General features: G+C 42.4%; 28 protein-coding genes. 22 read left to right on the forward strand and 6 right to left on the reverse strand.

What is annotated here, in order from left to right; translation table 11 throughout:
- Positions 1–255 precede the first annotated feature (255 nt).
- On the forward strand, positions 256–585 hold the full coding sequence (locus tag K8O68_RS16400) for a four-helix bundle copper-binding protein (protein WP_230897877.1): 330 nt from the start codon (positions 256–258) through the stop codon (positions 583–585).
- Positions 586–748: 163 nt separating this feature from the next.
- Entirely contained in the window at positions 749–1,084 is a 336-nt protein-coding gene (locus K8O68_RS16405) for a hypothetical protein (protein ID WP_230897878.1), read from the forward strand.
- A 59-nt stretch (positions 1,085–1,143) separates the two neighbouring features.
- Here the strand turns inward: K8O68_RS16405 and K8O68_RS16410 are convergent, their stop codons facing one another.
- A complete protein-coding gene (locus tag K8O68_RS16410; protein WP_230897879.1) occupies positions 1,144–1,488 on the reverse strand; it encodes a hypothetical protein in 345 nt (114 codons plus the stop codon).
- Between the two features lie 158 nt (positions 1,489–1,646).
- On the opposite strand from K8O68_RS16410, the gene K8O68_RS16415 reads away from it, so the two are divergent.
- The 6 genes from K8O68_RS16415 to K8O68_RS16440 all read left to right on the forward strand — a co-directional run bounded on the left by K8O68_RS16415 (position 1,647) and on the right by K8O68_RS16440 (position 7,775).
- A complete protein-coding gene (locus tag K8O68_RS16415; protein ID WP_230897880.1) occupies positions 1,647–2,357 on the forward strand; it encodes a response regulator transcription factor in 711 nt (236 codons plus the stop codon).
- Complete coding sequence (locus K8O68_RS16420) at positions 2,338–3,711, forward strand: sensor histidine kinase (RefSeq protein ID WP_230897881.1); 1,374 nt, start codon at positions 2,338–2,340, stop codon at positions 3,709–3,711. The genes K8O68_RS16415 and K8O68_RS16420 overlap by 20 nt, the downstream gene beginning before the upstream one ends.
- 204 nt (positions 3,712–3,915) lie before the next feature.
- The gene (locus tag K8O68_RS16425; RefSeq protein WP_230897882.1) at positions 3,916–4,989 is read left to right on the forward strand and encodes an acyltransferase family protein; all 1,074 of its coding nucleotides are present in this window, start codon (positions 3,916–3,918) and stop codon (positions 4,987–4,989) included.
- A 232-nt stretch (positions 4,990–5,221) separates the two neighbouring features.
- The gene (locus K8O68_RS16430; protein WP_230897883.1) at positions 5,222–6,019 is read left to right on the forward strand and encodes an ABC transporter ATP-binding protein; all 798 of its coding nucleotides are present in this window, start codon (positions 5,222–5,224) and stop codon (positions 6,017–6,019) included.
- 23 nt (positions 6,020–6,042) lie between these two features.
- Positions 6,043–7,005, forward strand: a complete 963-nt coding sequence (locus tag K8O68_RS16435; RefSeq protein ID WP_230897884.1) for an ABC transporter substrate-binding protein — start codon at positions 6,043–6,045, stop codon at positions 7,003–7,005.
- Between the two features lie 5 nt (positions 7,006–7,010).
- Positions 7,011–7,775: an ABC transporter permease gene (locus K8O68_RS16440; protein WP_093052768.1), complete on the forward strand. Its 765-nt coding sequence runs from the start codon at positions 7,011–7,013 to the stop codon at positions 7,773–7,775.
- 23 nt (positions 7,776–7,798) lie between these two features.
- Here K8O68_RS16440 and K8O68_RS16445 read toward each other — a convergent pair whose 3' ends face one another.
- Entirely contained in the window at positions 7,799–8,251 is a 453-nt protein-coding gene (locus K8O68_RS16445) for a winged helix-turn-helix transcriptional regulator (protein WP_230897885.1), read from the reverse strand.
- 140 nt (positions 8,252–8,391) lie between these two features.
- On the opposite strand from K8O68_RS16445, the gene K8O68_RS16450 reads away from it, so the two are divergent.
- The 8 genes from K8O68_RS16450 (at position 8,392) to K8O68_RS16485 (ending at position 15,121) form a co-directional block, all read left to right on the forward strand.
- Positions 8,392–8,916, forward strand: a complete 525-nt coding sequence (locus K8O68_RS16450; RefSeq protein ID WP_230897886.1) for a DUF4242 domain-containing protein — start codon at positions 8,392–8,394, stop codon at positions 8,914–8,916.
- A 30-nt stretch (positions 8,917–8,946) separates the two neighbouring features.
- Entirely contained in the window at positions 8,947–10,008 is a 1,062-nt protein-coding gene (locus K8O68_RS16455; RefSeq protein ID WP_230897887.1) for an acyl-CoA dehydrogenase family protein, read from the forward strand.
- 292 nt (positions 10,009–10,300) lie between these two features.
- Positions 10,301–10,702, forward strand: coding sequence for a hypothetical protein (locus K8O68_RS16460; RefSeq protein WP_230897888.1), 402 nt, complete (start codon positions 10,301–10,303; stop codon positions 10,700–10,702).
- A gap of 27 nt (positions 10,703–10,729) precedes the next feature.
- Entirely contained in the window at positions 10,730–11,137 is a 408-nt protein-coding gene (locus tag K8O68_RS16465) for a hypothetical protein (RefSeq protein ID WP_230897889.1), read from the forward strand.
- 41 nt (positions 11,138–11,178) lie between these two features.
- Entirely contained in the window at positions 11,179–11,808 is a 630-nt protein-coding gene (locus K8O68_RS16470; RefSeq protein WP_230897890.1) for a TetR/AcrR family transcriptional regulator, read from the forward strand.
- Between the two features lie 162 nt (positions 11,809–11,970).
- Positions 11,971–12,609, forward strand: coding sequence for a TetR/AcrR family transcriptional regulator (locus tag K8O68_RS16475; protein ID WP_230897891.1), 639 nt, complete (start codon positions 11,971–11,973; stop codon positions 12,607–12,609).
- A complete protein-coding gene (locus tag K8O68_RS16480) occupies positions 12,606–13,514 on the forward strand; it encodes an ABC transporter ATP-binding protein (protein WP_230897892.1) in 909 nt (302 codons plus the stop codon). The genes K8O68_RS16475 and K8O68_RS16480 overlap by 4 nt, the downstream gene beginning before the upstream one ends.
- Positions 13,515–13,519: 5 nt before the next feature.
- Positions 13,520–15,121: an ABC transporter permease gene (locus K8O68_RS16485; RefSeq protein ID WP_230897893.1), complete on the forward strand. Its 1,602-nt coding sequence runs from the start codon at positions 13,520–13,522 to the stop codon at positions 15,119–15,121.
- 651 nt (positions 15,122–15,772) lie between these two features.
- Here the strand turns inward: K8O68_RS16485 and K8O68_RS16495 are convergent.
- Both K8O68_RS16495 and K8O68_RS16500 read right to left on the reverse strand, forming a co-directional pair.
- Complete coding sequence (locus tag K8O68_RS16495; protein ID WP_230897895.1) at positions 15,773–16,483, reverse strand: superoxide dismutase family protein; 711 nt, start codon at positions 16,481–16,483, stop codon at positions 15,773–15,775.
- A 94-nt stretch (positions 16,484–16,577) separates the two neighbouring features.
- Positions 16,578–17,483, reverse strand: coding sequence for a manganese catalase family protein (locus K8O68_RS16500; RefSeq protein WP_230897896.1), 906 nt, complete (start codon positions 17,481–17,483; stop codon positions 16,578–16,580).
- A gap of 225 nt (positions 17,484–17,708) precedes the next feature.
- On the opposite strand from K8O68_RS16500, the gene K8O68_RS16505 reads away from it, so the two are divergent.
- Positions 17,709–18,068: a SpoIIAA family protein gene (locus K8O68_RS16505; protein WP_230897897.1), complete on the forward strand. Its 360-nt coding sequence runs from the start codon at positions 17,709–17,711 to the stop codon at positions 18,066–18,068.
- Positions 18,069–18,113: 45 nt separating this feature from the next.
- Complete coding sequence (locus K8O68_RS16510) at positions 18,114–18,773, forward strand: HAD family hydrolase (RefSeq protein WP_230897898.1); 660 nt, start codon at positions 18,114–18,116, stop codon at positions 18,771–18,773.
- Positions 18,774–18,785: 12 nt separating this feature from the next.
- Here K8O68_RS16510 and K8O68_RS16515 read toward each other — a convergent pair whose 3' ends face one another.
- Positions 18,786–19,199, reverse strand: a complete 414-nt coding sequence (locus K8O68_RS16515; RefSeq protein ID WP_230897899.1) for a potassium channel family protein — start codon at positions 19,197–19,199, stop codon at positions 18,786–18,788.
- A 105-nt stretch (positions 19,200–19,304) separates the two neighbouring features.
- Here K8O68_RS16515 and K8O68_RS16520 point away from each other — a divergent pair, with 105 nt between their 5' ends.
- Together K8O68_RS16520 and K8O68_RS16525 are read left to right on the forward strand one after the other, a co-directional pair.
- Positions 19,305–20,180: an SMP-30/gluconolactonase/LRE family protein gene (locus K8O68_RS16520; protein ID WP_230897900.1), complete on the forward strand. Its 876-nt coding sequence runs from the start codon at positions 19,305–19,307 to the stop codon at positions 20,178–20,180.
- A gap of 176 nt (positions 20,181–20,356) precedes the next feature.
- Positions 20,357–21,070 (forward strand): hypothetical protein, encoded by a 714-nt coding sequence (locus K8O68_RS16525; protein ID WP_230897901.1) that lies wholly within the window; start codon positions 20,357–20,359, stop codon positions 21,068–21,070.
- Positions 21,071–21,126: 56 nt separating this feature from the next.
- On the opposite strand, the gene K8O68_RS16530 is transcribed toward K8O68_RS16525, so the two are convergent.
- Positions 21,127–21,468, reverse strand: a complete 342-nt coding sequence (locus K8O68_RS16530; RefSeq protein ID WP_230897902.1) for a YuzC family spore coat inner layer protein — start codon at positions 21,466–21,468, stop codon at positions 21,127–21,129.
- Between the two features lie 215 nt (positions 21,469–21,683).
- On the opposite strand from K8O68_RS16530, the gene K8O68_RS16535 reads away from it, so the two are divergent.
- Both K8O68_RS16535 and K8O68_RS16540 read left to right on the forward strand, forming a co-directional pair.
- Positions 21,684–23,177, forward strand: a complete 1,494-nt coding sequence (locus tag K8O68_RS16535) for a BCCT family transporter (RefSeq protein WP_370640541.1) — start codon at positions 21,684–21,686, stop codon at positions 23,175–23,177.
- 315 nt (positions 23,178–23,492) lie between these two features.
- On the forward strand, positions 23,493–24,902 hold the full coding sequence (locus tag K8O68_RS16540; RefSeq protein ID WP_230897903.1) for a Glu/Leu/Phe/Val family dehydrogenase: 1,410 nt from the start codon (positions 23,493–23,495) through the stop codon (positions 24,900–24,902).
- The last annotated feature ends 167 nt before the right edge of the window (positions 24,903–25,069 follow it).

Raw genomic sequence — 25,069 nt, forward strand, 5'->3', positions numbered from 1 at the left:
TACCGTATAAAGGAGGGACTCTACCGTATAAGGAGCGAACTCTACCGTATAAAGTTGGGACTCTACCGTATAAAACCCCAACTCTACCATATAACAATTTTCGACAAAATTTGCACGCTCGGGAGGCTCCCCTGACTTTCGGTCTCCCCCTATACAAGCTCTTACCGACGAACCTCCTAATTTACTCCTGAACCGTTTAATAGCCATGTATATAGGTAATGGGGTAATGAACACATTTTAAAGGAGGTTCCATTTATGTCCCATGAACAACATACTGATTTAATTAAAACGTTACATGAATGTGCGGAAGCATGTAACCGTTGTTACGATGCCTGTCTTAGAGAAGATGATGTGAAGATGATGACTGAATGTATCCGTCTTGACCGTGAATGTGCTGATATCTGCAGTTTTCTTGAACAAGCCCTTAGCCGGGGAACCCCGTTTGCTTCTGAACTTGCAGAGGTTTGTGCCAAGATTTGTGAAGCTTGCGGAAATGAATGTAAAAAACATGACCATGACCACTGTCAAAAATGTGCAGAAGCCTGTTTCAAATGTGCAGACGAGTGCCGTAAACTGGCGTCTTAATGAAAAAGCTATGGGGGATGGCTGACCAGCCATCCCCTTTTATCATGGCAAATTTAATTTCCAATATTTTGCGGGTCTGACCCCCCCATTTAATGGAACTTCAAACTTTCTTCAATTGTTACCTTTAAAATAATGGAAAAGTGTGGTCATTGGAGTGTGTTAAATGATTGCTAAAAATGAAACTGAATTAATTGATTCCCATCTGATATGTACCTTTAAAAAGAATCAGACGGTGTTAATTCCTTCGATTGTTCGTAAACAGACGGCTTTATTTCCGGGGGAGGAAGTGTCTGTTGGATTTAGGGAAGCGCGGGGGGAGATTGTCGTTTCACGATTTACTAAAGAGACAATGGAAAATAGGATGATTATAAATAAAAGCGGAGGGGTTCGTGTTCCCAGTGAAATTCAGAGGATTGCAGACTTAACAGCAGGGGATATCCTCCGTATATTCATCTTTAAGGACTTTAATGGGGTAGTTTTTAAAATCATCAGCAAATAGAAGGGTCCGACATAATAAAGAGTGCTCTCTCATTGAAAGCACTCTTAAAAGCCGCTGTATTATTCATTATTTCCGTTATTGAATCCACTGCCCGGGCCTTGGCCGTTTCCGTTGCCAGGACCGTTACCAGGACCGTTGCCCGGGCCGGGACCATTTCCTTGACCCATCATTCCGCCATGCATCATCCCACGCATCATACGATGGCCGAAGCCGCTTTCTTCATGCCGTTGCTGGCATTGGTTAAACCTCTCTTCCAGCTCATCATCTGTTAAATCAGGATGTCTTTCCTGCATAAATGGAAGGTGGTCTTCGAAATTCCAATTATTATCCCCAGAGGCCATAACCGTTCCGCCTACTGCGGTAAGGACAAGTGCTGCCAAAGCAGCCATTAACCATTTTTTCATTTGAATCTCCTCCTTTTGTCTTTCTAATTACAGTATAAGCCGCACTTATGAGGAGCTAATAAAGAAGTTATGAAGAAGTTATGAGTTTTTCCAAGGAATATTAAAAGGAACCAGAACCTGTGCTATAATTTTTTCAATATAACAAGAGGAGTGGCACTATGGCTGTTCAAGTAATGATAATTGAAGATGAACCAATGATGGTCGATGTATTAACGGCTTATCTGGAAAAAGAGGGATATGACGTTGTTTCATCACCAAATGGAAAAGCAGGCCTGGACTTGTTTTGGAAAATTCAGCCTGACTTTCTCATCCTGGATTTAATGCTTCCTGATTTATCAGGTGAAGAAATATGTACCCGTATCCGCCAGCACACTGATACGCCAATCCTTATGCTCAGTGCCAAGTCTGCTGAAGATGAAAGGATTCAGGGGATGTTACTCGGAGCGGATGATTATGTGACTAAACCATTCAGCCCGAAAGAAGTAATAGTGAGAATGGAAGCTATTCTTCGGCGCGCCGGGTTGTCGAGTAAGAAAAGTGTCCAGTCATATAATGGCGGCATGTTAGTCATTGATGATAAGAAAAAACTAGTTACTATAAATGATAAAGAAGTGACATTGACACCTTTGGAATTTCACGTAATAACAGCAATGGCTAAAGAACCGGGAAGAGTATTCAGCCGATCAGACCTGCTGGAAAAAATTCAGGAGGATCGTTTTTATGAAGGTTATGAGCGGAGCATTGACGTCCATATAAAAAATTTACGGAAAAAAATTGAAAAGGACACAAGAAAACCAGAATATATAGTCACAGTATTCGGCATGGGATATAAATTCGGAGGGAAACGCGATGTTTCAAACCCTGTATAGCCGCTTGCTGGTTTTTTCATTATTATTGTCGCTCGGAGGAATTTTATTAGTCGGGATCGCTGTGTTTTTCGGCTTTCAGGAGACATTCAGCGATTATGTGGAAACCCGCCGGGAAGAACAAATTATCCAGGCAGTGGAGCAAGTGGAAAATGATTATATCCAAAATGGGGCATTTACGAGGCAGTCTCAAATGACTCTTCATCGTTTGACGATGCATGAAGATATTCACTTTCAGGTCTATTCACCTGAAGAGGAGCTGATAATAGACAGCAGCCACATGAATCAGCATCAGAGGGGGCAAATGCAACTAGAGAGTAATGGAGCGATGATGGGTGACCATCATATGGATTCAGAAAGCTTTGAGCTGTTTGCTGAGGATGAGCCGATCGGCACAATGATCGTTTATTACCCTCTGACATTTGCGGGTATTGATAATCAGTTTCTTGCTGATTTCAGCCGTTATTTACTTCTTGCCCTAGCCGTTATGACCGGCTTAGCTGTTCTGTTCAGCTTTATTTTTTCAAAGCAGTTATCCAAAGGAATTAAACAAATTGGCGGTGCCATGACACTGCTGAAAAATCACCGTCATGATATGACCCTTTCAACCGACCACAGTATACAGGAAATAAGAGACTTGTCTGAAGGAGTGAATGAACTGGCAAGGTCTCTTGAGAAAAGCGAGAAGCTGCGGAAGCAGTTCACAAGTGACCTTGCTCATGAATTGCGTACCCCGCTGTCTACACTGCGAAGCCAGCTTGAGGCGTTTCGTGACGGGGTTTTGGAAGCCACGCCTGAACGGCTTGAGCAAAGTTATCTGGAATTAATGCGTCTCGTCAGGCTTGTAAATGAAATGGAAGAATTGCATGCTGCCGAAAACCCGAGGTTAAAGCTAAATATTAAAAAGCTTAATTCCGCCCAAATTCTCAATTCATTTTATGAAAGATTTAACCCTTCCTTTGAGGAAAAAGGGATTGAGCTAAAAGTGGATAGTGAGAAGTCGTTCGTGTTTGCTGCGGATCCTGACCGGTTTACGCAGATAATGACAAATCTTTTAAATAATGCATGGAAATTTACTGATACGGGAAAAAAAGTAGAGATAACAATTGACCAGGATGAGAGCTTTACTACCTTTAGTATTATGGATGAGGGAAAAGGGATGTCGGAAGAAGAACTGCAAAATGCATTTGAGCGTTTCTACCGCGGCGAAAAATCCAGAAACCGTGAAAGAGGCGGGCTTGGCATCGGCCTCTCCATTGTTAAGGCGTTAGTTGAAGCTCACCGGGGAAAATTAAACGTTAAAAGTGAGCCGGGATTAGGGACAACCATTTCTGTATCTTTCCCAAATCAGGACTAGAGGTGAAAATCGACTCGCTTCAAATCTGGCAGGGGCATCTTAAGAACTATGCATCCAGGATGAGCGCATGTGCACAAAGAAAAAAGATTCAAATCAGAACAGACTCTTCAGCCTGACTGGAGAGTTTTATTGTGTTTGCCCCTGAAATACCACTTATAGAACGAATGATTATAGGCATGCTTATGTAAGAAGGGAAGTATTTATGTGAAAGAATCTCATGTTATAAAAGAAATATACTGGTTGAGGGCGCTCGCTTGTCTGGCAGTGGTTGTGACCCATGTTGTGAATACGACGCTTTCCAACTATGAATATACGATTGGGCAATATGAAGAATATTTACTGATTGCGTTAAGGTTTATCGCTTTTTTCGGTACGCCGGTATTTATATTTATTTCGGAATTTCTATTAGCTCACTCGTATCCAAATGGGGTGCCTAAAGGGTTTTTGATCAAACGGGTGAAATTCCTGTTAGCCCCGTTTGCTTTTATGGCTTTTGTATTTGCCTTTATAACGGCAGATACTTTGCAGGCTTTTATCCAACAACTGTCGCTAAACCTCTTTTTAGGCGGATATACAGGCTATTTCGTATTAATTATTTTCCAGTTTTATCTGATACATGTGGTTGCCCAACGCTTTTTAGAAAGGTCATCTCCGATTAAAATCATCGGTTTTTCATTACTCATTAACGTCATATATCTTGGTTTTTTCCATATGACTTCTCCACCGGCGATGTTTCTGGGAGAATATATTTGGGAGCGGGGCCACTGGCTCCCGGTATTTGGATGGCTCTTTTATTTTACATTGGGCTACTATTGCGGAAGGCATTATCATGCAGTAATGGAGAAGCTCCTTCAGTACAAAAAAATGATTTACGGGCTGCCTTTCTTAAGTATAGGTCTTATCTTTTTCCTGGTGAGGTATGACGTTCTTACAGTCGTTTCTTCCAAAAGAATAGACTATCTGCTGTATACACCCGCTTTAATTGCGGTTATTTTATTGCTGACTTATAAACTTCAGAAAACACCCCAATTAATTTTGAGGGTAAGTAAATACTCATTCAATATTTATTTGCTCCATACTGTATTCCTTTACTATTTGCCTCCAGTGGCAAATGTTCATCCTGCCTTGTATTTTGTTATGGCAGTGGTCTTTAGTATTGCAGCGTCGGTGCTGGTCGTGAAGCTTACCTCTTCCGCAGCCTTAAGCCCTTATTTAATAGGGAAGACGCTTCCGGTTCCAAACAATTACTCTTATGGAGTAAAAAGTAAAATTGTTTAGCTGAATCTTTAGTTTGGTCAAAACCTCGTAAATTAAATTTACGGGGTTTTTGTGTGCAGGAAATCCCATGTGATAGGACTTTCATATATCCCATTCGTCGAAAAAGACAGAATTTCTAAAAAATAATTATCATTTCAGGTTGTTTTTTTTAACTAAGTATCATAAAATGATTAAAACATAGTAAACAGGTAAGAATTATGAATTTAATATTCTTACGAAGGTGGGCGAAAAAGTGAGTGTAACTGCTGAGAATAAACCTTTAGTTGAGTTAAAAGGCGTGGAAAAAGAATTTTCAAAACAGGGAGATTCTAAGAAAGTGCTGAGCGGCATTGATTTTGACATCAGGCAGGGAGAGGTCGTGTCTATATTAGGCCAAAGCGGATGCGGTAAAAGCACGCTGCTGAACTTGATCGGAGGGTTTGACCGTCCTACTGGAGGCGAATTGTTCTTTGATGGCAAGCAGGTGACGAAACCGTCCAGGCGAGCGATCATGCTGTTTCAATATTATGCGTTGCTCCCTTGGCGGACGGTTTTGAAAAATGTAGAACTTGCCCTTGAACCGGAAGGCCTTTCTAAAGAAGAGAGCAGAGAAAGAGCCATCAGATATATTAAACTCGTCGGCCTTGAGAAAAGCATGGATCAGTTTCCTTCTGAACTGTCAGGTGGAATGCAGCAGAGAGTCGCCATCGCGCGTGCTCTGTCAATTCGTCCGGAACTTATATTAATGGATGAGCCTTTTGCGGCATTAGATACATTTAACAGATATTATCTGCAGGATGAACTGCTTCGGATCCAGCAGCAGGAAGGAACTAATATTATTCTTGTGACTCACGATATCGATGAAGCTGTGTATCTTTCAGACCGGGTTTTCATTATGGACGCCAACCCCGGCACAGTAAGGAAAAAAATCACAGTAAAACTCCCTAAACCAAGGGACAGGGCACATAGCGATTTTCAATATTACCGGAAATGGATACTGGATGAATTTAATTTCAGTTACACCCAGGATCAGCTTGATTTTAATATTTAAACAATTCCTAAAGGAGGGGAAGCATGAAAAAATCTCATAAACTCAGCAGTTATATGCTGATAAGTTCTCTGTTTTTATCAGCTTGCGCCACGCCTGTATCTGGGCCGGATGACAATGAAAACGAGGTTATCAGACTCGGGCATCTGCCGATTACTCATGCAGCGCCTCTCTATTTTACAAAGGAATTTGAAGAGGAGTATTTAGACGGAGCTGAAATTGAACTTATAAGGTTTGGAAGCTGGATTGAATTAATGGATGCGCTGAATGCAGGCAGAATTGACGGGGCCTCAGTCCTGTTCGAACTTGCAATGAAAGCGAAAGAAAGGGGAATCGGAATCAGTGCAGTGGCTTTGGGACACCGGGAAGGCAATGCCATTATGGCGGCGCATGATGTAGAAAGTCCTGCTGATCTGGCCGGAGAGACTGTCGCCATCCCCCACACCCTATCAGCCCATAACCTGCTCCTTGATGAAATGCTAAAGCGCGAAGGGATGGACTACGACGATGTCAATGTTGTTGAAATGCCGCCTCCTGAAATGCCTTCGGCGCTGTCGGAAGGAAGAATTTCCAGTTATATTGTAGCGGAGCCTTTCGGAGCGCTTGGCGTCACGCTGGATACAGGGCATGTCCTTCACCAGTCACACGAATTTTGTCCGAATAACTGCTTATGTTGCGCGCTTGTGCTCCGTGATGATTTTATGGAAGATTCCCCTGAACTGGCAGAGCAGTTTGTGAAAGGTTACCTTGATGCCGGGGAAAGAGCGGGAGAGCAGACAGAAGAATCATTCGCTGCGCATAAAAATTATTTAAATGTCACAGATGAAGCCCTCGAACTTTCATTAGACTGGATTTCATACGATAACTTAAAAATTTACGAAACAGAATATGAATTCTTACGTGAACGCCTCATAGAAATGGGGCTGGCTGATGACCCGCCGTCATACGAGGACTTTGTGGACTTATCTTACTTTGAAGAAGAGACGTGATGCAGATGAAATATTTATCGACAGCATTCTATGTTACAGCAGCTTTTGTTTTAGTTATTACCGTCTGGCAGCTCGTTATTTTTATCGGGGATTATCCCGAGGCGCTGCTGCCGTCCCCCTTAATGGTTTTTTACGGAATCATTACGCTTATACAGGACGGTACCTTATTTGAACACGTCAGGGTCAGCCTGTTTCGTTTTTTCACAGGTTACTTGAGTGCCGTTGTGGTAGCTATTGCTTTGGGGCTGGTGCTGGGCAGGATGACTAAACTCTGGAGAGTTTTTGAACCGATTGTACAAGTGCTCAGGCCTGTGGCCCCTGTAGCCTGGTCACCGTTTATTGTGCTTTGGTTCGGGATCGGCAATATGCCGGCTATCGTTATCATATTTATTGCTGCTTTTTTTCCTGTTTTGCTTTCGACCGTTTCGGCGGTTAAAAAAATTGATAAGACATATCTGAAGCTTGCTCAAAACCTCGAAATAAAAGAAATGTCTCTGCTTTATAAAATTATTTTTCCGGCTGCCTTTCCTTTCATTGCAAATGGTCTCCATATAGCGGTAGGCACGGCGTGGATATTCCTTGTGGCCGGGGAAATGATCGGGGCCCAGTCAGGGCTCGGATACTTGATTGTTGATTCGAGAAATGCTCTGGACCTTGACCTTGTACTGGCCGGTATTATCTTTATCGGTGTCCTTGGGCTTCTTCTTGATAAGGCCGTAGGGCTGTTTGAAAAATGGGTCGGTAAACAGTGGGGCGTGCAAAGCAACTAATATATATAAAACACCCGGCATTGTCACCGGGTGTAAAGATCAGAGGTTACTGCGGAGACCGTGTCGATTTCCGATTTATCAACTGTTTTTTTACAAGAAGGGCAGTAATAGCTAAGTTCGACTTCATGCTGGCAGTCTGAATGAACCATTTTCTTGTAGCAGTGATCCAAATGGTCACGGCCCCACAAGAGCAAAGCATCAAATACAGGTTCAAGGTCTCTGCCGCTTTCCGTCAATTTATATTGGTAGCGGGGAGGGTGTTTTGTATAAACTTCGGTCTCGACCAACCCGGCTTTTTCCAGGTGTTTCAGTCTGTCCGATAATAAGTTGGCTGATATGCCTTCCAGATTTTTTTTCAGTTCATTAAACGTCTGGTGGCCGATAAGAATGTCATGAAGGATCAGCAGCGTCCAGCGGTCCCCGACAATATTGAGAGTTTGTGCAATATTACATGGCAGTTTGTAACGTTCTTTCATAGCGATCATAGCTCCTTAAGGAAAGTCTGTGGATATTATAACGTAACATGACTAATTTAAACAACTAAGTTGATTTTTTTAACTTAGTATAATAAAATGACTTAAAAGTTTGAAAATATAATTTTTCAGGAGGGATTCAGTTGGGACTGTATTTAGTGGAATCAACTTTAAATGAATCAATTAAGGATGAGGCATCATTTGAAAAGAAAGTGGAGCAGCTGCAGAGCCAGCTTCAAACGAGTGAAATGATTGAAGTTCAAGTAGCAAGTGATTTTTCGAGGGCATTCTTTATTTTTGAAGCGGAAAAAGAAGCGTCTTTAAAAGCGTCGCTGGAATTGCTCGGCCTGCCTGTAGCCTTAACTAAAGAAGTAAGAATTGTAGGGCAGGATCTGGAGGAAGCAAAACAGCAAAAAGAGAAGATTAATTATCTCGTTGAATGGAACCTCCCAGAGAACTTAACAATGGACCAGTACCTGGAGAGAAAGAAAAAGAATTCCGTTCATTATGCAGAAGTTCCTGAAGTCTCTTTCTCCCGCACGTATGTGTGTGAAGATATGTCAAAATGCCTTTGCTTTTATGATGCGCCGGACGATGAGGCGGTTGTTCGTGCCCGCGATGCGGTTAAAGCACCAATTGACCAAATCACACAACTCAAGAAAAAATAAATTGAAGGCTGTTGGCGAGGAGGGAAAGAAGTGGTGATTACCGGCAACAAGAACGAACTGGATACTCTGCTTAATAATGAGTTAAAACCGCTCGTAAGAAAAATAGATGAGCAGGCCCTTTATCCGAAAGGCGTCTTGCAGGCGATTGGTAAAAAAGGATTTTTGCGCTCTTCAGAAGGTAAGCTTAAAGAGCAGGCTTTCGAGGAAATGAAGGTAGTAAAGAGAATATCAGAGTATTGTATGACGACAGGCTTTAATTTATGGTGCCATTTAGCCGCACTCACTTACCTCCGCCATACTCCGAACCATGAGCTTAGACAAAGGATGCTGCCGGATTTGGAAAATGGAGAGGTACTGGGCGGTACAGGACTGTCAAATCCTATGAAGTATTATGCCGGACTTGAAAAGCTTCATTTAAGAGCTGAACCGACAGACGGGGGCTATCTTCTTTCCGGTGTGCTGCCTGCCGTTTCCAACCTTGGGCCCGATCACTGGTTTGGAGTGATTGTCGATACAGATGAGGACCGCCGCGTCATGTTATTTGTGTCCGGCAGCCAGGCGGGGTTGACGCTGAAAGAAAAAGTATCTTATCTTGGCATAAACGGCAGTGCGACTTACTCATGCTCTTTCAAAGAGGTGTTTATTCCGGAAACCCAAATCCTGTCAGAGGACGCAGATTCATTCGTGAAGCAAATTCGCCCTTATTTCGTAGCTTACCAGATTCCTTTAGGCCTGGGCGTCACTCAGGCAGCCGTATCATCAATTGAGAGATGCGAGTCTAAACAAAGCGGCTGCAACAGTTATTTACCTGTTCAGGCAGAAGATGTGTCAAAAAGGCTCAAAGCACAGGAAGACAAACTGGAAGTTATTTTTTCTCATTCAAAAGGTGAGCTGCGGTGGGAGGATATGCTGAAAATCAGAAAAGATACAGCTTATTTGACCCTCGAGGCTGTAAATACAGCGATGCTTCATACTGGTGGAGCCGCTTATTTAAAAACCAGTCCTGACGCACGCAGACTCCGTGAAACCTACTTCTTTCTAAACCTTACTCCAACAGTCAAACATCTCGAAAAAATGCTATCAACCTTATAAAAAATTGAAGGGGCTGTCCCAAAAGGAAAACTTTTGAGGACAGCTCCTTTTCCTTTTATTAAGTGAGCGAGCGGATAAGGATAAGACCCACTCGGCAGACGGCCCGGCAGGTGAGTGGCTTTTTTATAATGGAATATTTATCAATAAACTTAGTCAGCCAAGTTATTTAATAAAGTTTTGAAGTTTGTAACAAACTTCGGTTACCATCTATTGAGCAGTGGAGGGCAATGGCTTATAATATGACTATACAGTCACATGACTCTGTGGTCACACTCGAAAGGCGGGTGAAGATATGAATTACTTCCAGGCAGGCAGTATCTTTTTTGGGGTGCTCTTAATTGCAGTCAGGCTGACTATGCACGTAATCCCTGAAAAATGGAATCAGTTTGAACTAAACCGGGTTTATACCGAAAAAATGCCTCAGTGGGTCTGGCTGGCAGGAATTATTTCGATGATCATTACAGGTGTTACCTGGTACAAGCAGGTCACCACAGATGTCAGCTTTTCTATTGTCTTTACTCTTATCATTAGTCTGACACTGGTGAAAGTTGGGCAAGTCATTTTTAATTACAATCAATTCAGGGCATTCGCCATAAAAGCTTTAACAGAAGACAGAACCATCATTATTAAAATTAATATCTTTACTACCGTTCTTGGAGTGCTTTTAATCGTGTTAGGTGTTTGGGTCTATTAATAGTTTTCTTATGGAGGAGGGAGAATAATGGATTTAAATGTGTTTGCGTTCGTCAGCATCATATTAGCTTTTTCAGCCTTTATAAAAGTATTCTTTGGCGTTTTTTATCATGAGCAATTGTATGATTGGGCCAAAAAACATTACTCACAGGAAAAATGGTCCACACCTGTAAAAGGGCTTCTCATTTATGCTGTAGCTCTGTTTTTATTAGTATGGTACGCCACTTTAACTGGATATATCGCATACGGATGGATTTTAACTGTTTTTATCACACTGGCTTCTTTAAAAACAGTAACTCTTTTATTTAATTGGAAGCACACATCGCGCAAGTTTGCAGCCTTTATAGACAAATCCGGCAAAAAACTATGGTTTGTTGATCTGTTTGTAGCAGTGATTGGTTTCCTGTTTCTATGGCTGGGGTTAAGGGTTTATTAAGATAAGCTAAGTTTAGATCAAAATATATAGGAGGAAAAAAGATGCCTAAAAAAACGTTTATGAACCTTTCTGAGGACAAAAAAGAAAGGATCCTGAACGTGATGATTGATGAATTTTACGAGCATGGGTATGAGAATGCAAGTATCAGCAGAATCGTCGCGAGTGCCGGAATTGCTAAAGGAAGCTTTTATCAGTACTTTAATGATAAGCAGGATATGTTTAAATATATGATAGATGTCATGAGACAGGAAAAACTGACCTATTTGGAAACAATAAGTGCGGAAGAATATAAAAATAATTTTTTTACTCTTCTCAGGAAATTACTCAAAGGGGGACTGGCTTTTCTGAGAGACCACCCTAAGCAGGCGGTGATCTACGACCGGTTCATGGCAAGCGCAGATGAGGCAGTCAAAAAAGGTGTCATGGGAGAAGATATCAATGCCAGTAACGTATTTTTGGAAAAGATTCTCCATGAACGGAAGGCTGCAAACGAATTATCCTCTGACCTAGATGTCCGGTTTATGGCACACATCTTAACATCAGTTTCACTTTCATTCGGCGAATATTTCCAAAATCAGTATGACGATTTGAGTAAATTAAAAGATGAAGAGTATGATCATATAGTCGAGCAGACAATTAAGCTGTTTCAACATGGTATAGAAAAAAGGTAACAGACTAAAAGGCACCAGAGCCTCCCCTTCCCCCTGGTGCTTTTAAAAATGTACAATTATTTACAAAAATTGATATTGACCACCTTGGTCGGCAAGAGGTATACTTAAATCGACCACATTGGTCTAAATGCCAATCATTAAAAGAGAGGGGCTGATTTAAGAGTGACACACCTCTTTGAAAGCCTTGAGGAAGAGAAAAAGCAGCGGATATTAAATGCAGCTTTAAATGAGTTTGCTGACCACGGTTTTGAGCAGGCCTCAACGAACAGAATTGTCAAACATGCCAAAATAGGCAAAGGCATGCTGTTCCATTATTTTAATACTAAAAAAGACCTTTATTATTATTTACTTCATTACTGTTTAGACAGAACGCTCAATGACTACCTTAAGCAGATAGACATCACTGAAAGGGATTTTATTGAACGCTTTAAAAAAGCAGGAGAACTGAAGATGGAACTCTTTGCTGAACATCCGAATGTACTGAACTTTCTTGGTACGTTTTTTTTAGCGGATATTAAAGAACTACCCGGAGATATCCAGGCGAAATATGACCAGCTTCAAAAAGAAGGTTACGAAAAGATTTACAGTAACATCGATTATTCATTGTTCAGGGAAAATATAGATGTGGAAAAAGCTTTTAAAATGATCAACTGGGTGATTGAAGGCTATGAAAAAGAATTGAAATCTTCTCTGAAAGGGCAGTCTTTCTCTGAACTTAATATGGAACCGTATTTTAAGGAGTTTTATAAGTATCTGGAGATGTTGAAAAGTGCTTTTTATAAGAAGGAGGGGGAAAAATGAGTGTCATACGCGCTCAAGGCCTTACTAAAAACTTCGGGAAATTCAAAGCATTAAATGGCGTTAACCTTGAGGTGGAGAAAGGAGAAGTCTACGGCTTTATTGGGCCTAATGGGGCTGGCAAGTCAACGACGATCCGCGTTCTGCTGGGGGTATTAAAAGCAACTGAAGGGAATGCGGAAATTTTCGGAATGGATGCCTGGACAGAGGCTGTGGAAATCCATAAGCGGATCGCTTATGTACCCGGGGATGTCAATCTCTGGCCGAATTTAACAGGGGGGGAAGTCATTGACCTGTTCGTTAAATTACGAGGGGGCAGCCAAAGGACAAAGAGAGAAGAGCTTATTGACCGGTTTAAACTGGATCCTTCTAAAAAATGCCGGACGTATTCTAAAGGAAACAGGCAGAAGGTAGCGCTTATAGCCGCCTTTTCTTCAGAAGCCGGTCTTTTTATTCTGGATGAGCCTACCTCAGGACTGGACCCTCTTATGGAGCGGGTGTTTCAGGAATGTGTCAAGGAAGCAAAAAATGAAGGTAAAAGTATTTTACTATCCAGCCATATCCTTTCAGAAGTAGAAAGGCTCTGTGACAAAGTAGGTATTATCCGCGAAGGAAAAATGATTGAATCAGGTACCCTGGAAGAACTGCGTCATTTAACAAGAACGCAGCTTCACGTTGAAACGAGAGAACCTTCGCCTGATTTGGTTAAGATTCCAGGCGTTCATAACTTGCAGAAAAACGGCCGGGCTGCTACTTTCCAGGTTGATTCAGAAAAACTTGAGGATGTCATCAGCTATCTCAGTTCATACGGTGTGTTAAAGCTGGAGAGCGCGCCGCCAAAACTTGAAGACCTGTTTATGCGCCACTATAAAGGGGAGAACAGCGGTCCTTCTGGAGAGGGAGGTTGAACCTGATGAAAAGCCGGCTTTTTAAAAACACAGCGACACTTTCCAGATTTATTTTTAAAAAAGACAAGTTTAAAATGGCATTGTGGATTGTGGGAATAGGTGGGTTTACACTGGCTGTAGCGGTGGCTTTCCCGGATTTATACCGCACAGCTGCCGAGCGTCAGCAGCTGGCGGCAACGATGGTTAACCCCGCTGTTACAGCCCTCGTCGGACGAGGGTACGGGTTGGATAATTATACGTATGGGGCTATGATGGCCCATCAAATGCTTGGTATGACGACCATAATTGCTGGTCTGATGAATATCCTTCTCGTCGCAAAACATACACGGGCCGACGAAGAAGCAGGACTGACAGAGATGATTCTCTCTTTGCCTTCAGGCAGGCTTTCAACTATGGGGGCTTCCATGACAGTTATGGCCGTTTTGAATAGTATAATGGCTTTCGCCGTTGGATTAGGATTATTCTCTACCGGAATAGAGAGCCTTGATTTGGAAGGATCACTTTTATACGGGGCTGTAATCGGAGCGATAGGACTGTTTTTTGCAGCGGTGACTGGCTTGTGTGCACAGTTTACAGAAAGCTCCCGGGGGACGATAGGACTCTCAATTGCTGTACTCGGCGGTGCTTATCTCATTCGGGCAGCCGGCGATGTAAGTAATGAGACTCTGTCCTGGTTCTCCCCAATCGGCTGGGTGCTTGGAACTGAAACTTACGTAAATAACTACTGGTGGCCGATCGTGTTAACACTCGCTGCCGCCATATGTACAGCTGTTTTAGCCTTTTACTTAAATACAATTAGAGATGTGGGGGCGGGCTTTTTTCCATCAAAGCCTGGCAGAATGACGGCTTCTGTATTTCTTCGCAGCCCGTTTGGCCTGGCTTTGAGGCTTCAGCGCAGTTCCCTCATTTTTTGGACATTAGGTATAGTGGTGTTAGCTGTCACCTATGGATCGGTATTAGGTGAAACTGAAATCTACTTTGAAGATATTGAGTTTATGGAAGAATTTCTTCCCGTTATGGAAGGCGTCAGTTTGACAGACCAGTTTCTGGCTGTGTTAATGGCTGTAATGGCTATCATTATTACTATTCCAGCCTTGCTGATGATGCTGAAACTGAAAGGAGAAGAAAAAAATCAGCGGCTCGAGCCTCTTTTCAGTTTGCCAGTCTCCCGAATAAGAATGATGGGAAGCTATTTATTATTAGCGGTGCTTAGCAGTGTGTTTTTACTCCTTGTATCCGGTTTGGCTATGGGAAGTATTGGAGTGGCAGTCATTGAAGAGGGCGAATTAGCTCCGTTCATAACCTCCAGCCTGGTCTACCTGCCTGCAGTGTGGGTGATGCTGGGAGTCACCGTTTTATTGATTGGTATTTTGCCGAAATACACCGGATTAATCTGGCTGTATTTAGGTTTTTCCTTTATGACAGTATATTTTGGAGACCTTTTTCAGATGCCAGGCTGGCTCACAGGGTTAACTCCTTTTGACCATGTTCCGGGGATGCCGGTAGATGATTTCAATATTATGTCTGCTGCTATCATGACGGTTGTGGCCATTACTATTGGCGCTGCCGGTTTCTTAGGGTATTTAAAACGGGATATCCATGGATAAAACCGTAGGCGGTGGATTTTGGAAGGATGCTTTACTGAAAGAAGGAAACAGGTTGAAAAAGGAGCGTACTTTTTACTTAGAAGGACGCTCCTTTTCTATCAATTTTTTAATATGATCTTTTGGTTCCCAGCAGTTAAATTGGTAATGAGACTTTGTTTCAAATCCTAATCTGGCACAATAATATTTAGTGCCTTGTGACGTTTTCGACACTGCAAAATGAATACAGGTGGCGCAGCAGTGGTAATTTTTCATTTAATATCCGTCCTTTCCAGCCGGGAAATAGACAGCCAGAGATGAAATTATCATAACATAAATTAGAAAAACATATTTAAATGAACGTTTGTTTAAAGCATACGAGACGGCGGTATATCACAGGATTTTCCTCCTGTTAATTCTTCACCCGCGCTGCTTTTGGAATTTATACCCATACTCTGAGTACATTCTGCTCGCCGCCAGACATATTCATGAGGAGCCTTGTATGCTCGGTAAGCAAATAGATGCCCAATCCAAAAAAATCATTTGCAGCTTTTATGAAAAGTCGGGAGATGTTGAGGCGGGAAGTAATTTCCCGGGAAATGTCTAATCCTTTCGAAATTAATACAGGGAATAATAAAAGAGCCAGCTTTCCCTGTGAAAAGCTGGTTGATACTCTTATCCCTCTTCAACTACTCCGCACGCAGACCGGTCACCGGAATCGCCTGTATTGAGAGTTTCTTCATCCGGACCTGGTTCGTCACTTTCCTCTGACTGGTAACGCTCAGGAATGTGGCCAAAATTATCAGGGTCTTCGTGGATAATAACGGCAGTTTCATCTTCAATAATCTGATCCACAGTGAATTTATCTGTTTCGAAAGACATCTTTGCGGTGCCGTCTTCGTTCACATAAAGGGACGGCATATCTCCAGCATGCTCGGCGTGATCCTCACCATCCGGGTTATAATGCCCGCCTGCTGAAGAGAAAGGTTCATCCTCGTCAGGTTCGCAAACCGCTTCTTCGTGAATATGAAAACCATGGTAGCCTGCTTCAAGGTTTTCTACGTCTGCTTCAACACGTACGCGGTCTCCTTCCTCGTAAAAAAGAATGGTTCCCAAAAATTCCCCATCAGTATTATTCATTTCAGCTTGAGCCGCGACCTCTGCTTCCTCATCAACTTCATTGTTGCCATTAACTTCATTATCGTTTTCATCGTTGTTATTTTCTTCATTATCATTCTGTGATTGAATTGTTCCGGTGCTATTATTATCAGGACTATTATTCGCAGCATCGTTTGCAGTTTCCTGGTTTTCGCCATTTTCTCCGCAGCCTGCCAGTAAGACAGCGCCTAAAAGAGGTGTAAGCATTTTAAGTGTGTAGCGTTTCATATTAGAAACCCCTTTCTTGTTTAAAAAATTGTTTTAAAAGCCAGGAAGGACTGCTTCTGTAAAAGAAGCAGCCCTTTATTAATTTCCGGTCATTTTACATGCCGGCTTCATATTGCAGACGCTTGGACAATTCTCTAAACTGTTCTTCATCAAACCCTGGCGCAAATTCTTCAGGGATATGCTCCAAGTCAGGAATCTCCCCGCCTTCAGGTGTGCCATCAACAACTTCGAGTTCACCTGGAGGTCCGATCGGAGTAGGGCCTGTCCAGATTCTGTTAAGCAATCCGTAGTCCTGGTCACTAAATCTGTACAGTTTAAGGTGGGAACCTTCTTCTTCAAATTTTCTGGCGTGGTCAAATTTAGAGTTATCCAAATCAGGCACAGGAAGCATTTTTTGTACGTCCACTCCTGTTACTTTTTCAAGAGCTTTGGCATATGCCACTGCATGGACGCTTCCCCGCACGAGCAGGTAGCCGCAGAGCTCACGGGCTGTTTCATTATCTGTCATTTGATAGACGCGCATTTTATGTGTACGTGCTCCGCATTCTAGGTAAAAGTTATGGAGTAAATCATTGACTAAATTTCCGCTCGAAAACACATTATCGCCTGTCCATGGTTTCCCCGCCGAATCAGCAGGCACTGAATTTTGGCCGCCGAGGATAAACTGGAACATATTTGGGATGCCTAACGCCTCTCTAAGAGGAGTCTCATCCGGATTTGTTTTTCCGTTTCCAATGGATCCGTTTAAGTTAAGGTTAATCGTATTAGAGACTAGCTCTACGTGTCCTAATTCTTCTGCGGTAATACTTGCGATTAATTCATAAAAAGGCCGCAGCTTCTTTTTGCTCCGGAAGTTAAAAGACTGGAACATATAGTTATTTAATGTAGACATTTCACCGAACCGTCCCCCTAATAACTCCTGAACAACACCCGCTGCTTCAGGATCGGGCTTGCTTGGCTGGGGCAGGCTGATTTGCAGTTTATCAATCCGTTTAAACAAAGTGAAAACCTCCTATAATAGATTCGGTGCACCCACTAAAAGCGCTTCCCTGCCAGGGATTACCTAAAACCGGTTAAAGGAAAATAAGAAAAAATAAGCCAATTCACCCAGGTCTTTATACTTGTAAAAAGGCGGCTTCCCTTCTCGGTTTATATTCGAAAGTTTTCCAACGGACTGTTTTGGTAATAGAGTCTTTATAGAGACCTTATAAATGGAGGTGTTAAGGTGATTAGGAAACTTGAGACATCGCATGAAAATATTCTTGAATACGAAGTGATCGATAAATTGACAGAGGAAGAGAATGAACAGGTACTGGACGAAGTCAGGCAATATATCAGGAAGTATGGAAAAGTAAGATTCCTTGTGCGTCTTAAGGATATGCCGCATACAGAATTGTCGGCGATCGATGACAGGCTTAAATTCGCGAAAGAGCATATGTCGCAAATAGAAAAATACGCACTGGTGACCGACTATGATGCCGCAGAATATATCGGAAAATTTGCTGATAAACTGACAAGTATTAATGTGCGCCAGTTTGCGAAAGACGAAGAAGAGATGGCCAGGTCATGGGTGAGAGAGGGCTAAGAGGTGCTTTCTGACTCCGGATTAATTTATCGGAAGGTGATGGTTATGAAAGCATTTATATTTGATTTTGACGGAACTTTAGCTAATACTCTTCCATTATGTATTCACTCTTTCTACAGCGTGTTTAAGGAGTTTGATGGAAAAGAGCTTTCAGAAGAAGAAATTAAAGATATGTTTGGACCGCCAGAAACAGACATTATCAGAGACAATCTTAGCCATCCGGATAAAGAGGAAGCCATTGAACTGTATTATTCGGTCTATAAAGAAAAGCATGACGAATACGTAGAGAGGAACTCAGACATTGATGGTTTATTAAAATTGTTAAAACAAAATAATATAAAATTAGGAATTGTGACAGGAAAGGCCGCCAAAAGCCTGCATCTTTCTATGGAACTTCTTCATATAAGTGATTTTTTCGATGTTTTCATCACAGGTGAGGACGTAGAAGCAGTAAAACCGGATCCTGAAGGGGTGTACGCAGCTTTAAAAGAATTAGGCGTAAAATCTGAGGAGGCACTTTTTGCGGGAGACAGCGACGCAGATATACAAGCAGGGATGGAAGCCGGAGTGTTCACAATTGGGGTTCAGTGGCTGCCTTACTTTCAGTCAGAAACATTTTCTGACAGTCCCGATAAAAACTTCAGTCAAGTGACTGATTTTATCGAGTATATTAAGCAGGAGTTTCATATTGAAGAGGCCGGGTAAGATAAGGAGGAATTATCCTTCCTCCTCTTCCGAATTCGAACTGTTCATTGCTTTTAAAAAGTAAGAAGCAGGAAGCAGTAATCCAAGAGCGGCCTGAATGAGAGAGAAAAAGCGGGCACTTCCTATTGGTACAAGATCCCCGTAACCGACAGAAAGCATTGTGACTCCACTGAAATACAGGGCGTCTCCAAACGTCATATCGACCAGTTCGTCTGTCGGGTCATTTATCCGGAGAATCGGCTGTTCTAAAGACAGTAAATAGTAAAGGCAGGCAAAGCCGAAGGTGAGAGCAGTAAGTATTAGAAAAAGTTTAAATAATAGAGCAGAATCCATGTAACTCTTTTTATAGGATTTATTAGTAAAAAAATAGTAGACATTTGCTGTCAGAAATATGAGAGTGAAAACAATTAACAGAGTGGAAAACATATTACCATTCCTTTCTACAGCTTTCTGCTACCCTATTATTTTTTGTGTAAAACAAGAAAGCACAAAAGACAACAAGCAAATTTATTAATTGTGAGGTGAATTAAATTGTTTGAACCGGAATTAGTCTTGGATGCTAAAGCTGCCTTGGCGGAAGGCCCAAGCTGGAATGCAAAATCCCAAAAGCTTCTCTGGGTAGATATTAACGGCCATACGGTTAATGCGTTCGACCCGGAAACAGGGGAAAATGAGAGTCTGGATGTTGGAGAAAAGGTCGGAGCAGTGGTGCCGAGAGAAAATGGCGGACTGGTTTTGGCTATGGAAAGCGGTTTTTATACGTATAGTAAGGAGACTAAAGAACTAACACCTGTAGAGAACCCCGAGGCCCACCTTCAGGGTAACCGGTTTAATGACGGGAAGTGCGATCCCCAAGGAAGGTTCTGGGCAGGAACAATGGTATTGGAGGGTGAACATGGAGAAGCAAACCTTTACCGGCTGGATCATGATTTTAAAGTCAATCTTATGATTTCGGACGTTACTGTTTCCAATGGTTTAGCCTGGAATCCTGAAAAAAGTAAAATGTACTATATTGATACGAAAACTAAAAAAATCAGATCTTATGAATTCGATGGGGAAACAGGCAGCATTGATGAAGAACGCACGATTATTACTATACCGGAAGATATGGGCAGTCCTGACGGAATGACAATCGATGAAGAAGGCATGTTATGGATCGCCTTTTTCCATGGAGGAAAGGTTGTACGCTTTAATCCGGATAACGGAGATCGTCTTTCTGAAGTTCTAATGCCTGCCAGCAATGTCACCTCGTGCGCATTTGGAGGAGAAAATCTTGATGAACTTTATATTACCACAGCAAGGGAAGGATTAACTGAAGAGGAATTGGACAGGCAGCCTCATGCTGGCGGAATATTCAGAATAAAACCTGGAGTAAAAGGTGCCCCGTCATATACATTCCAAGGTTAAGTGCGAAGCTTTTAAAGGCAGAAGAAAAACGGCGGATTGACCGCCGTTTTTAGTTATGATTTAATAATTGCTGGGCTTTTTATCTTTTAACATAAGAAATTAAAAACATGATTAATTGATTGCTTATTGGGTTAAAGACATAGATGAAGAACTATTACTTACAAAGGGTGTTGCACATGAAAACTTATATGAAAACTGCGGGATTAGCGTTGACTGTTCCGCTCGTTTTAATGGCGTGCGAAACAGACAATAACGGAGAAGGCGGAGAAAACGGCGAGAATAATAACCTGCTGAATAATGAAAACAATGATGAGAGCACCGCTTCGGAAGAAGTTGACGAACTTGCTGGCGACTATGGCCTCACTGTATCGACTGATGAAGCTGAAGAGATGTCAGACGAGCAGGGCAAAGAAGCGGAAGATGTCTCTCTTGATGAATTAGAAGAAGCATTTGAAGTCATTTCCACGGCTCAGGATACAGAACGATTGGAGTTTATAGAATCGCCTGAACAAGGAGAAATGGAAGAATCCGGTTCGGCAACGGGGAACTATCAGGCACCGGGTGTTGAAACAGATGAGATTAGTGCTGTTCAGGTCAGCTTTCAATACGAATTAGAAGGTGATCTGGAAGATGAAGAAAGATATCCGACTTTCGGAGATGTCTCTGATGTAGAGCCGGCAATGGAAGAAGAGGGGATCATGCGATGGAATACAGATAACGTAGAAGTAGACACAGCTGGAGCAGGGACTGTGGCCGAAATTTTCGTGACTGGATCCTGGGACCTTCTGGGAGAATATGAAGGGACAGAGGTCGCCCTCTCTGAACCGGATGAATGGATGGTCGAGTTTTCGACTGATGTCTTTATGGGCATTGAAGAACAGGAAGGATAAACCTGATTCTGGAAAGCCGTTCCTTAAAGGGGCGGCTTTCTTTTTGCGGCCTTTGTTTATCCCCACCTGAGGTTCATGGTCATGCGGCAGCAGGGAGAGAGTTGTGGAGTATCCGCAGTTAAATTGAAAGTAACAGACATCGGTGTGTATGAAGTGGTTATGTCTGTTGTGCCTGCCGCGGCATGAACGATCCGGTTGACTGTCTCGTTCTGGCCTGCCTGTGCGGCTTCCATTAATTGCTGCATTGTCTCCGGTGAAGCAAGTAATCGTTCAATTAACAGGTTTCCTCGAGCAGTAAGAGAAGCATACGTTTGTAAGGACTGTTGGAATAAGGACGGATCTACCGGCGGGTACTGCCTGCGCCAGTTCTGTCCACAGTAAGTGTTACGCCAATACATCGCACGTCGCCCCCTTTTTATCCCACACTATGCCTAATAACCTCAAAGTGTGCACTGTCACAGCCTCCTCTTTCTTCAAGTTACTTCCATTGCTTTTTGTATTCACTCTGTTATAATTGCGACTTGTGTGCTTAAAACACTATTAAAACCAAACTATTAATATATTATTTAGGAGGCTAATTTTGGATACACAACATAAAATTGACTGGCCGGTAATGGCCATTAGCGGAGGGCTGCTTCTAGTCTTTGTCATTACCTCTGTAATAAATGCCACGTTAGTAGGAGACGTAGTAAACGCGTCATTTCAGTTCTCTACAGATTATTTCGGGGCTTTTTGGCAAGTGTTAATGCTGCTTACGTTTCTAATTGCTTTATTTATTGCATTTTCTAAAAATGGAAAAGTTAAACTGGGTGACCTGGACAAGCCGGAAATGAGTACATTTAAATGGATTTCAATTATTATGTGTACGCTGCTTGCGGGAGGTGGTGTGTTTTGGGCCGCGGCTGAACCTATGTACCACTTTTTAACCACACCTCCTATGTATGACGATGTAAGTGCGGGGACTTCCGAGGCGGTCGTTCCAGCCCTTACACAATCGTTTTTAGACTGGGGATTTTTAGCATGGGCAATTTTAGGTACTCTGAGCGCTATTGTGCTTATGTACGGACACTTTAATAAAGGCATGCCGCTTAAACCGCGGACGCTCCTTTACCCGATCTTCGGTGAGAAAATAATGAAGAAAAGTGTTTTCGGTACGATGGTGGATGCTTTCTCAATAATTGCAGTTGCTGCAGGAACGATCGGGCCAATTGGCTTCTTAGGTTTGCAGGCTGCATACGGGATGGATGTCCTTTTCGGAGTGCCTAATACTTTTCTGACTCAGCTGATTATTATATTTGGACTTATTGCTATTGCATCGATTTCAGCAGTGACCGGGGTACACAGGGGTATTCAAATCTTAAGCAGATTTAATATCATTTTTACTTTTATACTCATTGTACTCGTACTCTTATTAGGACCTGGAGCATTTATTTTCGATTCATTTATTGGCTCATTCGGAGTTTATATGCGCGACTTCTTTGTAAACAGCTTATACCGGGGAGACGGTGAATGGCTGTCTTTCTGGACAATCTTTTTCTGGGGCTGGTTTATAGGCTACGGGCCGATGATGGCTATCTTTATCAGCAGGATTTCCAGAGGACGGACGATCCGCGAGCTTGTTACAGCTGTTGCTATCATCGCCCCGATTGTAACCAACTTCTGGTTTTCTGTAGTAGGAGGCTCCGGTATCTTTTATGAACTTAAAAATGCCGGTTCTGTTTCGGATCCATTGAATGAAGGCGGAATGCCGGCGGCAATGATTGCTATTGTTGAGCAAATTCCGTTTGGAACAGCCCTTGCGGCTGCTTTCCTGCTGGTAACGGTGGTGTTTGTTGCCACGACGAGTGACTCAATGTCTTACACTATCTCTATGGCGGTAACCGGAGGGGGAAACCCTTCAAGTGTTCTGCGTGTCTTTTGGGCCGTTATTATGGGTGCTGTGGCTGCTGTATTGTTATTTATCGGCGAGGGGAGTATCGATGCCCTTCAGTCCTTTATCGTCTTTACGGCTGTTCCTGTTTCGCTTATTCTGCTGCCAATGCTCTGGCTTGCACCGAGAGTTGCAGGAGCAATGGCCCGGGACCAGGGGTTTTCTCCAAATAGATAAGGATATAAGCATACCTGATGCTGGGACAAAAGAATAGTACTCATAAAGACAGCCGCACAAAATTTTCGAATTTTGTGCGGCTGTTCTTTTTGAGAAAAGAAGTGATTTTAGTCCGCCAGACGGACGATTACCCAGGGGCTTGTCCTTTTAGTAACACACTTTATAAAAGGTTTTTAAAATTATTGTTCGTCTTTGTATTTAGTTTTACCCAGCCTCTTGTTGGTGTTCAAAATGCTTAATTGTCTGGTTTAAATTTCCTGGAAACGCGGAAAAACAAATGATAGCGCTTACTAAAATAAAGAAAGGAATGAGTCGATGTCCATTAAGGAGACCCAGAATAAAATTGAAGCCATAATGGATCAGCTGTATAAAGAGGAAGAATTTCTCACTGAGGAAAAAGGGGAAAGCCGCCAAAAGGTCTTCGATTCAGGAAAAGAAGTTCTCACCACGACAGATAAAATAATTAAAAGTTATATAAGGGTCCCTAAGGATAACCGGGAAATTGTAAGAATTCCTGCCTACAGAATCCAGCATAATAACATTGCCGGATTTTATAAAGGCGGGATCCGGTTCAGCCAAGGAGTAAATGAAGAAGAAGTAGAAAACCTGGCTGTTCTAATGACCTTGAAAAATGCGCTCCACGGCCTTCCTTATGGAGGAGCAAAAGGTGGAGTTGATATAAACCCAAAGGATTTTTCACCAAGAGAATTAAATATGGTATCCAGAAAGTACGTTCAGCGGTTTGCCCCGGATATAGGACCGACACGCGATATCCCCGCTCCAGACATGGGGACGGATGAGAGAGTCATGGACTGGATGATAGGAGAATATAAAACAATTCACCCCGGGCAGAACTACTTAGGTGCGTTCACAGGTAAAAGTATTGAGAATGGCGGGGCATTTGGGAGAAGGGAAGCAACTGGGAAAGGGGTTTACCATACTTATTTATGGCTTGTAAATGAATGGGCCGGAAAACAGCAGGAAGAGGAATTGAATCTTGAAGACGGAGTCCACAGGAAGCAATTTAATGTTCTGAAACGAATTTACGAACAGCATAAAAACAGACAGCCGGTCCGGCTTGCAGTGCAAGGCTTCGGAAATGTTGGAGGAGTGGCAGCTTACATGGCTTATCACTGCCGGCATTCCGCCCACCATGTAGTGGCGGTCAGCGATCATCTTGTCACTTTATATAATGAAAACGGGCTGGATATAGACAGGCTTCTCGCCTATCATCGGCAGCATCATCAGCTGCCTGCAACAGAAGAGGAACTATCGGAGGCGGAAGTGGAGGCCGTCCCTCTTCACAGGGATGACATCCTTACACTTGATATGGACGTGTTTATACTAGCTGCTATTGAAGATCAAATAACAGAGAAAAATATGAAGGAAGTAAAAGCAGATATTCTCGTAGAAGGAGCCAATGCTCCTATTACTTCTGAAGCCGACAGTTATTTACACGAAGCAGGCAAGGTTGTTATTCCTGATATTCTTGCTAATGCAGGAGGTGTATTGGTCTCTTACCTTGAATGGAAGCAGGACCGCATTACCAGGTTTTATACCGAAGATGAAGTGCTGATTGAAATGTACGACCAGTTGTCTAAAACCTGTGACAAAGTATTTCCTGATTATTTTAACGACAGACTGCCTGACATCAGAAATACGTGTTATTTAAAGGCTTTAAAGCAATTATTTCTTCTTTTATATAAACACGGGAAGCTATATTAAGGTTAAATTATAAAGAAATTTATTAGATTTGTTTAATTTTTTTCTGTAATGGGAACCGGTTAATTAACATGATCAATTAAGAAGGAGCTGAAAAATATGTTACGGACTATTCTAATGATTATAGGTGCAATTGTAGTAGTGAGTCTTTTATTAAGCTTGCTCTAACT

Source organism: Salipaludibacillus sp. CUR1, from assembly GCF_021028955.1.
Lineage (GTDB): Bacteria > Bacillota > Bacilli > Bacillales > Salisediminibacteriaceae > Salipaludibacillus.